The following is a 14,826-nucleotide window of genomic DNA, read 5'->3' on the forward strand; positions in this document are numbered from 1 at the left end:
AAATCTCTCCTTGTCTAATTAAATTTAATTTTTAATGAATCCCTTACCACGATTGGCAAGTTATTATGAACCCCTTTAAACTCAAAAATAATATCTTGTTTATCATCAGGGGTAACGTAATCAAAATAATAAACACCAACATCATTTTTGTTAGTGTCATCTAATTTAAACTGTTCAATTTGTTGTTTGGTAGAATCATAGATGGATAGTGTTATATCTGTTGGATCAATTGCTTGCCCTGTAAATGTTTTAAATTGTACTTGTAATCTTACTGTATCGCCTGATAAAATCATTCCATCACCTCACTACGACTAGGATTTATAATATAAAAACTCATAGAACCATTTTCTAGCACGTTTACGGTTGCTTGGATAGGAATATATTCAGTAGATATAAACACGTCCCTATGGGCTTGTATTGACTTTATATGGCTCGTTACATCACGATTAGCCTTTAATGGTTGCCTATAAATCTCTGTTACAACATCAGAATGTAACGCATTGACAAAACTATATATATCCCTTACATCAATATTGCCACTTTTAACGTCTGTGGTGACGTTAAAATAAAATTGCGATAGATAACCCTTGACGGTACGGGAAGTAACTACAAAGTGCTCTACATGGTCAGATAATGGCTGTATATATGTGTAAGTATTTATAGTTTCATTTTGGGGCATACCATTAAGATAAGTATTAATTGGTTTTACAAAAGTATTTACTGTAATCTGCATTAAATCACCGCCTATAGTTGCGGTACTTGGATATTATGTATCACCGTTAATTGATCGTTTTGGTTTTGCATATTAAACGGTTCAAATGTTTCCTCGCTTATTGCTTCTCCGTTATTTGGTACATTATAAATAACGGATTTAGCAAATGTTTGAGGTAATGTAATATCAGGATCATTCCCTTTAATAACTATTTGCAATTGTAGGGTATTAGGTAATAATCTTTTTGGCTCGCCATAAATTGGATTAAATAATTCGTCATAATCGACAATCTCCTGTTCGCCTTCAATCATTTGATGAACCCATGTTACTCTCTCGTCATCTGGTGATAATCTTATAATTGGTATATTTGTTTGATCTCGCAACTCAATAAATTGCCAATTCTCAATTATATATTGACGTAATTGTTGATATGCGGCCTCAGTTATTTCTGCCATTTATCTATTCCCCCTTTACTTCTCGTTCAAATTGAGTTAATCGATTGTCAATGTTATCGACTTTTACACTTACATTCTCCATTCGTTGGCTTAATGTATCTAGTGTGTCAGTTGTCTTTTCCACGTGTGCCATCAACCTATCCTCTCGGGTTTTGGAGTCCTTCCGACTATCCAAAAATAACCAAATAAATAATATTGCAAATATCCCTTGTGATAACAACATATCAAAAGGCACTTGTGACAAAATGTCCATTTTATACACCTCCTAAAAGTAATAAATATGAGTAAAAAAAAGAAAAAGAGTAGCCAAAATATTGACTACACATCAAAGAATAGAGGTCAAGATGTAAACTTGACCAGAGAGGATTAATAATAATGTAAGACTAGGGTAATAAACCCCTGTAACCACTCAAATGATTAAATAGTTAAAGCGATCTATTACTGTATTCTATCGTGAGAAATACCATTCTAATTGCTAACATTCTCTATCATAAGTACAACCAAAACAGCGATTTAGAGTTTGCTAGTGAGAGTAGATATCTTTCAATCAGAGTCTTATCTAGTATCGCTACCGTTTACTCTTATACTTCCATTGTGATAAATACCATCTATTGTATGACATTATTTATCATAAGTACAAACAAAACACTGATTTAGAGATGTTTACTCTTTCTAGTAATCTCTAAATTTTCTAAATAGGTAGCATTAATTACCTACCTTCCTTTGTAGACGATTATCTCCAATCCTCTAAAAACATTGATATGACAGTATTTAAGATAGATTTTCTTGGTTTTTAGATATTTTATTTTCGTGGATTTACCTTTCCTTTAATGGTTATTAACAAAAAATAATTTAAAAGACTCCTCAAACCCTTGATAGGACTGGTGTCGTAGCACTTCAAAAGAAGGCACTTTCCATACCGTCAAACCTTAATAGGCTATTATAGATCAAGTCTTAATATCTACTGCAAACACTGATATATCAACACTTCTCATGTTTTTACCAAAAACATCATTGTGTATTCCATCGTGATAAATACCGTCTATTTCGTCATTTTTATTAATGGTAAAGTAAACTACATACCTTCCTTTATAGGGAATTATCTCGATTCTTCTATAAACGTTGATATAACAGTATTTAAGATAGATTTTCTTGGTTTTTAGATATTTTAGTTTGTCGTAATTTCTCATATCTACATTTACCCTTCCTTTAATGGTCATTAACGAGAATTATTTTGAATCACCTTAAACCCCTTGATATGACTGGGTTTGACAGGTGTTTCTGAGAAAAATGTCACGCTTGATCTTTACCATGTATGCTATCGTGATAAATATCAATGACTGTTTACACCTCTATCATAAGTACAAGCAAAACACCGATTTAAAGATACTTACTCGTTCTAGTAATCTCTAAATTTTCTAAAGTTGGACACAAACAAAAATACACCCATCAATTAAGACAGGTGTAAAAGTAATCTTATATAATCTTTTATTTACCTCAATCGTGATAACTTAAAATTTTTACGTCACAACTAGCGACTACTTCCTCAAACTTGCCTTCCATATATGGATTTTTAGAGGGTCTATTTGTTACTATAGTATACAAATTTAGTCTAGGATCATCTGTAGCACTCTCTATTACAACAGTGGCTACCTGTCCTATTAAATCTCCATACTCTCCATCGCAGGTATCACGCACAATCAACACATCTTTTGGCATTTTAGTTTCCATTTTACTATCCCCTTTAATTTGTTTTAATTTAAACAGTCCTCATTTTATAGCCTATAAGTTTAGCATTTAAGCCGAATAAGTTATAACCTTTCTTCTTTACTTCATTTTTAGGTAAGGTCACTTTTGATTCAAATGTAAGTCAACTCTCCAGCCATCAAATTCGGCAACGACTGTATAGATATAATTTTGAAATGGTAGCATTACCGATTCCTCCTGTTAAGGTTCATCAGAGGGCTACTAGACGTTGCCTTTTCTAGTAATTGGTCGTTATCCAATGATTCTAGGTAACGTTGTGTAGTAGATACATCACTATGACCCAACAACCTAGATAAACTATATACATCAATTCCTGCCATTATCGATTGAACTGCGAAATAATGACGAAACATATGCGGACTTACCCTTTTACCTTTAATTCCTACACGTTCAGCCGCTTCAATAACTAAATTATAAACTGCTACAGTTGACATTGCTTTACCTTGATAGGCAAGAAAATAGTTGTCATTGTATTTGATTCTATTAGTAAAGTATTCCTTTTTAATCCGTTCATAGCGTATAAGAATCTTTTTTAATGCAGGGGATATAAATACTATTCGCTCCTTATTACCTTTACCAAATACTTTAATAGTTGTATCACGCACATCATTCTCTTTTAATCCTGCTATCTCCATAGCACGTAAACCACAATCTGCCATCATACCTAAAATGGCTTTATTCCTTATCTCAAGATACTTAGTATTACTAAATGATTCCATCATATCAACTACTTCTCTACTAGTTAATCCAGTTAATAATACTTTAGGTATTCTTGGTAAGGTAACCTTATCCATTGGGTTAATGGTTAAGTATTCTTCTTTAACGCACCAGTTAAAAAATGCTTTCACTTGTTTAGCCATAGACACAATTGATTGTGGCTTCAATCCCTTTTGTCGTTTAATACGTAAATAAGCATCAAGATCATGTGAAGTGACACTTTCCAATTCAGCAATTCCCCTTTTAGTTTGAAGGAACTCCAATACTTGTTTCAATTCTTGACGTTTATTCTTCATTGTTTTTTTAGTAAAATTACGTGCTTGACAATGATACTCATACTCCCTCAGTACATCTTCTAGTAGCATAGCGTATCACCGCCTACTAAATGCCTTACTTGATTTTTCTTAACGAGGAGAAAAATAAACCAAATGTCCCCATAAAACATAAAAAACCACCTCTTCTGCTTAATTTTTTAACAGAAAAAGTGGCTTGGAGTAAAATTAATCAACCGAATCATATAAGTGCAAAGTAAAATCAAGCCGACAACTTTTTTATCACAATAATAATTCGATAAAGTTGTTCAAAACGTTGACATACCAATTATTTATTTATCCATTTGATTATTCATTGCACGCATCATTTGATTGATTTTCTTCTGAGAAGGCTTTTGCCCCATTTGCATCATTAACGTGCGTAGCATTTGCTCATTAATAGGTGGATTCTTTTTCAAATAGCTCATCATATACTTTCTTGCAATAAAAAATCCAAGAGCAACACCAGCAATTAAAGCTGCTATAGCAATTAATACGACCCAAATTACGTCCATCTATTCGTTTCCTCCTTCGTGTTGTCTCTTATACAGTATAGTAAAACAGTCCTAAGAATACAATACTTGATCATTATTATACGCTGTAATTGTCTTTGCAGGCGAAATCCAACCATAATCTTCATATTCGCTATTCATAATGAATAAATATGGATGAAACCGTCTCAAAGTAGGAAATAATAATGCTTCAGCATCCTGTAATGTTTCACAACGAAATTTTATATGTTTTTCTTCAATCTGTAAAGTAATAAATTCCCGTTTATTACCAAGCTCTAGCATTTCGCTACTATTAATTTTTCCAAGTGTGTTTTTAGGCTGTCTCCATAATTGTGAAGTTAAAGAATCCTTAGGGAAGTTCTCCGTAATATAATGGAATTGCATATGTAAATCATTTCTTAATTGATTCAAATGATACTCTTTGATAAAACGATATAAAATATCACTTTTATAGTAATAGTGTTTAGCAAATTCTTCTTTTATCCAATAAACAGTATATTCTTTCATTTTCTATAGCCCCTCCCCTTTTTCATCTATTATACGTTTTCTATTAAAAAAGAATGTCAAACGGTGAAATATATTATCACTAGTTTTGTCGAATGGATTAATAGATGAAAAATAGGTTGGAACTACATTTATGTTATTTTTAAATAGCCCCGAATGTTTTTCAGTCGGGGCTATTTTGCTTTTGGTTATCTTTTAACTAGAAAGAATATCTATGAACTCACTGAAGCCTCTCCTTCTGTTTGAGCCTATGCAATTCCTGAGCTTGTATCATGCACTGATTTAAAATAGATACGCTTAATACCATCTAGATCTAGCATGATTCCATTACATAACGATATCTTTTACATGCTTTACTACATTTTCAACGGTAAATCCGTATTCTTCGATTAACTTTTCTCCACTTGCGGATGCGCCAAAGGTAGAAATGCCAATAATTTTCCCTTCTTGCCCAATGTAACGTTCCCAGCCAAGTGGAGAACCCATTTCCATTGCAATTCGTTTGGTAACAGATTTAGGTAGAACTTTTTCTTTATAATTTTCTTCTTGGCGTTCAAAACGATCCCATGATGCAAGGCTAACCACTCGTACATCTATATTGTCTTCACGAAGTACTTTTTGTGCTTCCACTGCTAATTGAACTTCGGAACCGGAAGCAATTAAGATCGCATCAGGGATTGCTTTATTGGAATCACGTAAAATATATCCACCACGTTTTACACCTTCATATGCCTGTTCCTTTGTACCCTCTAATGTCGGTAAGTTCTGTCGTGTTAATACGAGAAGGGTTGGTTGATCTGTCGATTCCACCGCAAGTCTCCAAGCAGCATTGGTTTCATTTCCATCTGCCGGTCGAATTACGGAAAGGTTCGGCATGCTTCGGAACGCTGATAAATGTTCAATTGGTTCATGTGTTGGACCGTCCTCACCAACAGCAATCGAGTCGTGTGTAAATACGTATGTAACAGGTGTATTCATAATAGCAGATAAGCGTATTGCTGGACGTAAGTAATCACTGAAGACAAAGAACGTACCGCCATACACCTTCACCCCGCCGTGAAGTGCCATACCATTCAGTGCAGCACCCATTGCATGTTCACGAACACCGAACCATATATTTCTACCACTATAATTCTCTCTAGTAAAGTCCTCTTCTCCGGTAATGGTGGTTTTATTAGAGCCAGCTAGGTCAGCACTACCACCAAGGAAATACGGAATGGCTTTAGCAATACCATTTAATACTTCGCCTGAAGAAGCTCGCGTTGCAAGAGACTTTCCTACTTCATATACTGGAAGGTTATCAGCCCATCCTTGCGGTAATTCACCTGCAATGGCCATCTCTAGTTCCTTAGCCTCTTGTGGATATTTATCTCGATAAGTGGCAAAAAGCATATTCCATTCTGCTTCTAGTTTCTCGCCTTTTATTTGTATCTTCTCTTTAAAATCAGCATATACCTCTTCCGGAACACGGAATTCTTCATGCTGCCACTGATAGAATTCTTTCGTTAACAAGACCTCATCCTCACCTAATGGGGCACCGTGTGAAGCAGAAGAAGCTGATTTATTAGGAGATCCATAACCAATAACGGTTTTCACTTCAATTAGCGTAGGTTGTTCGATATTTTCTCTCGCGTCTTTTAATGCCATGCGAATCGTTTCTACATTATTTCCATCCTCAACCCGAATAACCTGCCAACCATAGGATTTAAAACGTTCTTCCGTATTATCCGAGAAAGAGCGGTTTAATTCTCCATCTAGCGAAATATCATTAGAATCGTATAAAACAATCAATTTACCGAGCCTTAGATGGCCAGCCAGGGAAGCCGCTTCATGCGAAATTCCTTCCATTAAATCACCATCACCAACTAAGCAATAGGTATAATGGTCTATAATGTTCATATCACTTTTATTATACTTAGCAGCTAAATACGCCTCAGCCATCGCCATCCCAACAGACATTGCAATACCTTGGCCTAAAGGACCTGTAGTTGCTTCTACACCATCGGTATGATGAACTTCTGGATGGCCTGGCGTCCTAGAACCCCACTGGCGAAACTCCTTTAAATCTTCTATTGTTACGTCATAGCCCGATAAATGTAACAGACTGTACAGTAGCATTGATCCATGTCCAGCAGATAATACAAACCGGTCGCGGTTAAACCATTTAGAATTTTTAGGATTGTGATTCATTATGTCTGCCCATAACGTATACGCCATTGGAGAAGCACCCATTGGTAATCCAGGATGTCCTGAATTAGCTTTTTCTATGGCATCAATGGATAGGGTGCGAATTGCATTAATGGACATTTGCTCTATATTAGTAGACATACGTAATACTCCTTTCGGTCAGAAGAATAGTAATACTTGTTTTCTGTAAAATGTAGATAGTTAACAAGTACTAGTATTCCTTATTATGATATTACTATGTCTAATGTTTTTGGTTTCTTTCCTGCATGTCACGTAACTTTTTAGGAGTCACGTCATTTCCTGATGGATCAATTACCGTCATGGTCTTCAATTGATTCTTAAAAGAGTTGCGGACATTCCCTAAATACTCTTCTCGTAGTTTTTTTCTCTCTTTTTCTTCATCTTTTGTTAGTCCTTCTGCAGTCTTTGCCTTTTTAGCCAGTGCATTAATACGATCTAATTTTTCTTTTGAAATCATCTCATAACCTCCTAGAATAAATCTATCTTATTCATCATTATTAATATTAAAAAGCAAGAACACGACACGTTCTTGCTTTTTAATATTACCTGTTCAACTTATCTGAATCAATTATTTGATATTCTTGGTATCTTCTATGGACAGTAGCCTTTGAGATAGAATATCCCAATCCAGTTAACGTCTTTGCAATTTCACTGAAGGTAAGGCCATTATTTCGTAATCGAATGATTTCCTCGATTGGTACTTCCTTTCTCTCCCTACCTGGAGCTAAATGCTGATTAGCAAGATTCTTAGCTGGATTATAGCCATTCTCTATCGCTTTTTTCATACCTCGTTTTATTTTTACATTGTGAATTTTGCGTTGGTATTCCTCCACTATACCGACAATCTGTAATACCATAGAATCTGATTCGGATAATTCTAGCTTTCCATCGTGAATCGCAGTGTAGATGGAAATATTCAACTTCGCTAATTGATGAAACAATGCTATTTTTGTATTTCCTCGACCTAATCTTGTTTCATCTTGAATAAGGAGAGCATCTGCTTGTCCACGTTCAAACGTTTCAAGCATGTCAAATATTCCATCTCGTTCTACTTCATATCCACTCGCTTGCTCCTCTATACATTTTACAACATGGAATTGATACCGATTTGCCAATTGGCATAATTCTTCCTTCTGTCTAGCTAATGACGTTTCCTGAACTTTTTTATCTGTACTTACTCTGCAGTATATAATGACATTCAATTTATTAACTCCTATTATGCACTAATTAATGATACGTATAAGAAACCTAATGTTACAGCAAAAGCAACAATATAAAATAAATCTGTCTTGTTTACTTTACCAAACATTTTTTCATCATCCCTTCTCGATTATATCACAAGAACCTTTGTTCGTATTTTTATTATATCAGAACATACGATCTTGTCAATGATTTTTCGAACGAATGTTTGCATTATATGCCATACGATGGTAAACTAGCATTAATAAATAATATGTGCGAGGTGTTTAATAGATGACAAAATTATCAACTAGACAACAAGCTATACTTGAATACATAAAAGAACAAGTCAAATTAAAAGGTTATCCACCATCTGTTAGAGAAATTGCTGAAGCAGTGGGCCTTGCCTCAAGCTCAACTGTTCACGGGCACCTCTCTAGATTAGAAAGCAAAGGTTTTATTCGCCGAGATCCTACTAAACCCCGAGCAATAGAAATACTAGATTTGGATGAAGAAAGTAATATACCTAGGGAAGAAGCTCGCTATGCACCCGTTATTGGTAAAGTAACAGCTGGTATACCTATTACTGCTGTAGAAAATATTGAAGAATTTGTGCCAGTCCCTAGCTCAACTGCAGGTCCTGATGAAAATCTATTTGTCCTAGTAATTGATGGTGAGAGTATGATTGAGGCTGGTATTTTAGACGGTGATATGGTAATAGTGAAACAACAGAGTACAGCACAAAATGGAGATATTGTTGTAGCAATGACGGAAGATGATGAAGCAACCGTAAAGCGATTTTTCAAAGAAAAAGATTATATTCGCTTACAGCCTGAAAACGCAACAATGGAACCATTAATATATAAGAATGTATCGATTCTTGGTAAAGTAGTTGGGCTTTATCGTCATATTCATTAACGATATATCGAAATACAAAAACGCATTTGCTCTTCTCTTAGCAAATGCGTTTTTAATAGGATCGGAAAGCTAGTGTAAATTCTATCAAAATAAACCGGTGAGCTAGGAGGATTCTCCTATACTCACCGGTTTTCTTTTCAATTAGTAGTTAGTTAAATATTGATCTCTTTCCCATGGATGTACGCTTGTGCGGAACATATCCCATTCGATTTCTTTTGCTTCAATATAATGTTCAAATAGATGCTCCCCTAATGCTTCTACAATAACTTCATCATTTTTAAGTTCTTGTAATGCATCAATTAGCGATGATGGTAAATCTTTAATTCCAACTTCATCACGTTCTTCTTTTGTCATAACATAAATATTACGATCAACCGCAGGTGGTGGTGTCATATTGTTACGGATTCCATCAAGTCCCGCTGCTAATAAAACAGATAATGCCATATATGGATTAGCTGCTGGATCAACACTTCTTGCCTCAACACGTGTACTTAAACCACGAGAGTTTGGAATACGCATAAGACAGCTTCTGTTTGCTGCAGACCATGCAACATAGCTTGGTGCTTCATAGCCAGGTACTAGACGCTTATATGAGTTAACTGTTGGATTGGTTATCGCTGTAAATCCAGTAGCGTGCTTTACAATACCTGCAATAAATTGATAGGCTGTGTCACTTAATTCTAAATCTCCACTCGGGTTGTAGAATGCATTTTCTCCACCTTTAAATAGGGACATGTTAGTATGCATTCCAGAACCGTTTACTCCAAATAATGGCTTAGGCATAAACGTTGCGTGAAGATTATGTTTTCTAGCAATTGTCTTAACAACTAGCTTAAACGTTTGAATATCATCCGCATGTTTTAATGCATCAGAATATTTAAAGTCAATTTCATGTTGTCCAGGGGCAACCTCATGGTGAGATGCTTCAATCTCAAAGCCCATTTCTTCTAGTTCTAATACAATATCACGACGGCAATTTTCCCCTAAATCAGTAGGCGCTAAATCAAAATATCCACCATGGTCGTTTAGTTCTAAAGAAGGATCTCCCTTTTCATCTAATTTAAATAGGAAGAATTCCGGTTCAGTTCCAATATTGAAAGCATCAAAGCCAAGCTCTTCCATTTTCTTCAAATTACGTTTTAAGTTATAACGTGGGCATCCTTCAAATGGTGTACCATCAGGACGATAGATATCACAAATAAAACGGGCAACTTTTCCTTTTTCTGAAGTCCAAGGGAACACGACAAATGTATCTAAATCTGGATATAAATACATGTCAGATTCTTCAATACGCACAAATCCCTCAATAGATGAGCCATCAAACATCATTTTGTTATCAAGTGCTTTCTCTAATTGACTTAATGGGATTTCCACATTTTTAATTGTTCCTAGCATGTCTGTAAATTGAAGTCGAATAAATTTAACATTTTCTTCTTTGATTTTTCTTTCAATCTCTTCTCTCGAGTAACCCATAAATTTCTCTCCTCCTAAATTATAATCAGTATATTTTATAGGAATTCACTTCCCCTATACCTACCTATTCACAAAAAATCTAGCAAGTTCCCCTTGTCGTAGATTAGCTTTACCAAATCGATTCGCTTCGGTAATTTCTTGTCTTAAAATCGCTCGAAGCTCCTTATCTGTTAGAACAGATTTCTTCTCTTTTGGTAATGCTTTTTCCTTTTCTTCTGTTTTTTCTACATTAGAATCTTCATCAGTTAGTAATAATTTAATCCCTGCAAGGTTTAGACCTTTATCTAGATAATTCTTAATTTCTAGTAGACGATCTACATCATTGAATGAGAATAGTCGCTGATTCCCTTTTGTTCGCTCTGGATGAATTAAATCATTTTCTTCATAGTAGCGAATTTGCCTTGCGGTTAACTCGGTAAGCTTCATTACAATACCGATTCCAAACAAAGGCATGGAGCGTCGATCCTTATCATTCATGACTATGACCTCCCTTATCTACAAAATTATTATAATAAATGTCAGTTATTCTGTCAACCGGATGTTAGGAAACTTAACATATACCATGTATGTTAAGTTCAACCGTTATTTCTTATCTATAATAGCTTGTACAGCTTCCATTAACGCAATCTTTACATGAGCATACGTAAGTCCACCTTGTACGAACGCCGTATAAGGTTTTCGAATCGGGCCATCTGCTGACAATTCTATACTTGAGCCTTGAATAAATGTTCCAGCCGCCATAATGACATCATCCTCATATCCTGGCATTTCACTAGGATATGGTGTTACAAATGAATTGACAGGCGAGTTTTGCTGGATTGCTTGGCAAAAGGCTATCATTTGTTCTGCTGTTTCGAACGTTACGGACTGAATTAAATCGGTTCTCTTTTCTTGGTAATGTGGTGTTGTAATAAATCCTAGCAATTCCAATAATCTGGAAGTAAAGACTGCTCCCTTTAATGCCTCTCCTACCACATGTGGTGATAAAAAGAATCCCTGATACATTTCCTGTAGTAAATGGAAAGTAGCCCCTAATTCCTTCCCAAGACCTGGAGCAGTTAAACGATATGCGCACAACGTCACTAAATCTTCTCTTCCTACAATATAGCCCCCAGCTCGTACAATTCCACCACCTGGATTCTTAATTAATGAACCCGCCATGATGTCTGCTCCAACATGTAGAGGTTCTTTCTCTTCCACAAATTCACCATAACAATTATCTACAAACACAATTACATCATCACGAATCTCCTTGACAAAACGAACCATTTCTTCTATCTCTTCTATCGTAAAAGAAGGGCGATCGGCGTAGCCCTTAGAGCGTTGGATAGCAACCACTTTCGTACGATCATGGATTACTTCTTTTATTCTAGGGAAATTGATATGACCCTCTTCTGTTAATGGTACCTCGTTGTATGTAATCTGGAAATCCTTTAATGATCCTGTCTTCTCCCCTGTAATGCCAATCACTGTTTCCAATGTATCATAGGGCTTTCCAGTAATATAGACTAATTCATCACCTGGTCTAAGTAACCCATACAACACCGTTGTAATGGCATGCGTTCCCGATACCAATTGTGGTCTAACGATTGCAGACTCTCCACCAAATACATCGGCATAGACTGATTCTAGCGTATCTCGTCCAATATCATCATAACCATAGCCACTTGTAGAATTAAAGTGGCTATCACTAACTTTATTCCTTCTAAAAGCATCCAAAACTCGTTTTTGATTTATTTCTACTGTTTTATTAATCTCTCGGTGTATTTCTGCGATATCATTTTCTGCTTGTTCTACGAATTTCTCTAACATGTTACGTATTTTTCTCCTTTACTATTCCATTAAGCGGATGCTCTGCACGAATAAATCCACTTAAACTATATGATTCTGTTTCTTCATCAAAGTTTTTCTCCAAAAGAATTGTCTCATGCTCAAAGCGATTTAGCAAATCACCCTTTTCCACTTCTACTAAAATGCGATAAGAATTCCATTCAGTCGTTAATACTTCCTCTATCTTTTTTACTAATCGATGTAAATCCCTGCTTTCTAGTGCACTAAGGACAATATAAGGGCGATTTCTTGGAATAAAATCATCTTTTAGTAAGTCATTTTTATTATAAACAGTCAGCATAGGTATCGTACTACATTCTAGCTCATCCAATAATTTGAGCACTGTTTCTTGGTGTTGCTCATTGTCCGGATGTGAACTATCGACAACATGGAGAATGAAATCTGCCTCACTGACCTCTTCCAAGGTGGAGCGAAAAGCTGCGATTAAAGTGGTTGGGAGCTGTTGAATAAAACCTACCGTATCGGTTAATAGCACATTCAAACCAGACGGTAATTGCACCTTTCGAGTAAGTGGGTCTAGTGTTGCAAATAATTTATCTTCTTCTAAAGAATCGCTGTTTGTCAACCGATTAAAAAGGGTTGACTTTCCAGCATTGGTATACCCAACAATGGCAATTTGAAACACTTCATTTTGTTTTCTACGTTTCCGATATTGATCACGCTGTTTCACTACTTGCTTCAAACGTCTTTTAATATCATCAATACGTCTTCTAATATGTCTTTGGTCTGTCTCTAACTTTGTTTCACCGGGTCCTCTTGTGCCGATACCAGCTCCCAAACGAGATAATTGGACACCTTGACCACGTAATCTCGGTAATAAGTATTGCAACTGTGCCAATTCGACTTGAAGTTTACCTTCTTTCGTTTTTGCTCTTGCTGCAAAAATATCTAATATTAGCTGGCTTCTATCAATTACCCTTCTATCAAAGTAATCACTTAAATTCCGTGACTGACCTGCAGATAATTCATCATTCGAAATAACTAAATCAACATTTAGTTCATCTATCCTTTGCTTTATTTCCTCCATTTTACCTTCACCAATGTAAAAAGCAGGATGAATTCGTTCCCTATTCTGCGTAACAACATCTACTACGTGACCACCTGCTGTATCGACAAGTGATACAAGTTCTTCTAGAGAAGACGCAAAATAATCATCCTGCAGCTGCGGCTTTTTTACAGCGATTACTACCACTTTTTCTTCAGGCATTGTGCTCATACTCTCCTTAAACTACTATTATGATTCGTTTACTCTTGTAAATGACACTTATTACCAAATCGATTGAATGTCTTCTAGCTTTAAATCATTCCCTGTAAGTAAGATAAGCTCATCTGGCGAAATGTCATCTTTATATAATAAACGTACAGCTTGCATACGAATGGCGTGTTCTACTACATTACGAATAAAACGAGCATTGGAAAAGTTACGATTAGGATCGTTCCTTTGTTTATAGAGGAAATTTCTTAACTTCCATTCCGCATCCTTGGATAATTGATATTCTCTTTCCGATGCCATTTGTCTTGTTATATCCATTAATTGATCCACATCATAGTCAGGAAACTCAAGAATAAATGGAAAACGAGATTTTAGCCCCGGATTTAATGTTAGAAATCGTTCCATTTCATCAGGGTATCCAGCAAGGATGAGGACAAAGTCACCCCCATTATCTTCCATATGTTTTACGAGTGTGTCAATTGCTTCCTTACCGAAATCTCTTTCACCACCACGGGCTAATGAGTACGCTTCATCGATGAACAGTATTCCTCCAAGTGCTTTTTGAATAAGAGCACGGGTTTTTTGAGCTGTTTGACCAATATATTCCCCAACTAAATCCGCTCTCTCCGCTTCAATAAAATGACCCTTTGACAGTAAATTCATATCAAAATAGATGTTAGCTAATTTTCTCGCGACTGTAGTTTTACCGGTACCTGGATTCCCTTTAAAAAGCATATGCAATACTTGCTTTGTATTGGAAAGCCCCATTTGACTTCGCTTTTCATTTATGATGATCGTGGCATAAATTTCTTTTATTTTACGTTTTAAATCCGTTAATCCAACAAATGACGAAAGTTCTTGATCAATATGCGCAAAAGGGTCTTTGCCTACATATTCCTCATGATTATTGTTATCTATCTTAGTAACTTTATTATCTTGTAAAACAATATTAATTTTACCATTTTTGTGATGAATCTTTTGCGTAGCCAACTTTATCACTCCTTAG

Annotated in this window: 17 protein-coding genes; 1 reads left to right on the forward strand and 16 read right to left on the reverse strand. The window is 35.6% G+C overall.

The window, feature by feature from the left end; genetic code table 11:
* Positions 1-14: 14 nt before the first annotated feature.
* From KGF86_RS06990 to KGF86_RS07040, 11 genes are all read right to left on the reverse strand, one after another.
* On the reverse strand, positions 15-293 hold the full coding sequence (locus tag KGF86_RS06990) for a hypothetical protein (protein ID WP_211741457.1): 279 nt from the start codon (positions 291-293) through the stop codon (positions 15-17).
* Positions 290-733 carry a hypothetical protein gene (locus tag KGF86_RS06995; RefSeq protein WP_211741458.1) on the reverse strand — a complete coding sequence of 148 codons (444 nt, stop codon included), beginning with the start codon at positions 731-733 and terminating at the stop codon, positions 290-292. The genes KGF86_RS06990 and KGF86_RS06995 overlap by 4 nt, the downstream gene beginning before the upstream one ends.
* 11 nt (positions 734-744) lie before the next feature.
* The gene (locus KGF86_RS07000) at positions 745-1,167 is read right to left on the reverse strand and encodes a hypothetical protein (protein ID WP_211741459.1); all 423 of its coding nucleotides are present in this window, start codon (positions 1,165-1,167) and stop codon (positions 745-747) included.
* A 4-nt stretch (positions 1,168-1,171) separates the two neighbouring features.
* A complete protein-coding gene (locus KGF86_RS07005; protein WP_211741460.1) occupies positions 1,172-1,420 on the reverse strand; it encodes a BhlA/UviB family holin-like peptide in 249 nt (82 codons plus the stop codon).
* Between the two features lie 1,244 nt (positions 1,421-2,664).
* A complete protein-coding gene (locus tag KGF86_RS07010; protein ID WP_211741461.1) occupies positions 2,665-2,898 on the reverse strand; it encodes a hypothetical protein in 234 nt (77 codons plus the stop codon).
* A gap of 200 nt (positions 2,899-3,098) precedes the next feature.
* The gene (locus tag KGF86_RS07015; protein ID WP_211741462.1) at positions 3,099-4,016 is read right to left on the reverse strand and encodes a tyrosine-type recombinase/integrase; all 918 of its coding nucleotides are present in this window, start codon (positions 4,014-4,016) and stop codon (positions 3,099-3,101) included.
* A 239-nt stretch (positions 4,017-4,255) separates the two neighbouring features.
* Positions 4,256-4,477 (reverse strand): YneF family protein, encoded by a 222-nt coding sequence (locus KGF86_RS07020; RefSeq protein ID WP_026907542.1) that lies wholly within the window; start codon positions 4,475-4,477, stop codon positions 4,256-4,258.
* Positions 4,478-4,528: 51 nt separating this feature from the next.
* Positions 4,529-4,981 (reverse strand): sporulation inhibitor of replication protein SirA, encoded by a 453-nt coding sequence (sirA, locus tag KGF86_RS07025; RefSeq protein ID WP_186868762.1) that lies wholly within the window; start codon positions 4,979-4,981, stop codon positions 4,529-4,531.
* A gap of 324 nt (positions 4,982-5,305) precedes the next feature.
* The gene (gene tkt / locus KGF86_RS07030; RefSeq protein WP_211741463.1) at positions 5,306-7,306 is read right to left on the reverse strand and encodes a transketolase; all 2,001 of its coding nucleotides are present in this window, start codon (positions 7,304-7,306) and stop codon (positions 5,306-5,308) included.
* A 100-nt stretch (positions 7,307-7,406) separates the two neighbouring features.
* Entirely contained in the window at positions 7,407-7,643 is a 237-nt protein-coding gene (locus KGF86_RS07035) for a DUF896 domain-containing protein (RefSeq protein ID WP_211741464.1), read from the reverse strand.
* An 85-nt stretch (positions 7,644-7,728) separates the two neighbouring features.
* On the reverse strand, positions 7,729-8,388 hold the full coding sequence (locus KGF86_RS07040) for a YneB family resolvase-like protein (RefSeq protein WP_186868759.1): 660 nt from the start codon (positions 8,386-8,388) through the stop codon (positions 7,729-7,731).
* A 271-nt stretch (positions 8,389-8,659) separates the two neighbouring features.
* Between KGF86_RS07040 and lexA the strand changes: the two genes are divergently transcribed.
* Positions 8,660-9,283 carry a transcriptional repressor LexA gene (gene lexA / locus KGF86_RS07045; protein WP_186868758.1) on the forward strand — a complete coding sequence of 208 codons (624 nt, stop codon included), beginning with the start codon at positions 8,660-8,662 and terminating at the stop codon, positions 9,281-9,283.
* A 141-nt stretch (positions 9,284-9,424) separates the two neighbouring features.
* Here the strand turns inward: lexA and glnA are convergent, their stop codons facing one another.
* The 5 genes from glnA to spoVK all read right to left on the reverse strand — a co-directional run bounded on the left by glnA (position 9,425) and on the right by spoVK (position 14,810).
* Entirely contained in the window at positions 9,425-10,756 is a 1,332-nt protein-coding gene (glnA, locus tag KGF86_RS07050; RefSeq protein WP_186868757.1) for a type I glutamate--ammonia ligase, read from the reverse strand.
* Positions 10,757-10,816: 60 nt separating this feature from the next.
* Positions 10,817-11,233 carry a MerR family transcriptional regulator gene (locus KGF86_RS07055; RefSeq protein ID WP_186868756.1) on the reverse strand — a complete coding sequence of 139 codons (417 nt, stop codon included), beginning with the start codon at positions 11,231-11,233 and terminating at the stop codon, positions 10,817-10,819.
* A 105-nt stretch (positions 11,234-11,338) separates the two neighbouring features.
* Complete coding sequence (locus tag KGF86_RS07060; protein WP_186868755.1) at positions 11,339-12,568, reverse strand: methionine gamma-lyase family protein; 1,230 nt, start codon at positions 12,566-12,568, stop codon at positions 11,339-11,341.
* A gap of 1 nt (position 12,569) precedes the next feature.
* Complete coding sequence (hflX, locus tag KGF86_RS07065; protein WP_211741465.1) at positions 12,570-13,814, reverse strand: GTPase HflX; 1,245 nt, start codon at positions 13,812-13,814, stop codon at positions 12,570-12,572.
* Positions 13,815-13,874: 60 nt separating this feature from the next.
* Complete coding sequence (gene spoVK, locus KGF86_RS07070) at positions 13,875-14,810, reverse strand: stage V sporulation protein K (protein ID WP_211741466.1); 936 nt, start codon at positions 14,808-14,810, stop codon at positions 13,875-13,877.
* Positions 14,811-14,826 lie beyond the last annotated feature (16 nt).

This window comes from Ornithinibacillus massiliensis, assembly GCF_018310345.1.
Classification (GTDB): Bacteria; Bacillota; Bacilli; order Bacillales; family Amphibacillaceae; genus Ornithinibacillus; species Ornithinibacillus massiliensis.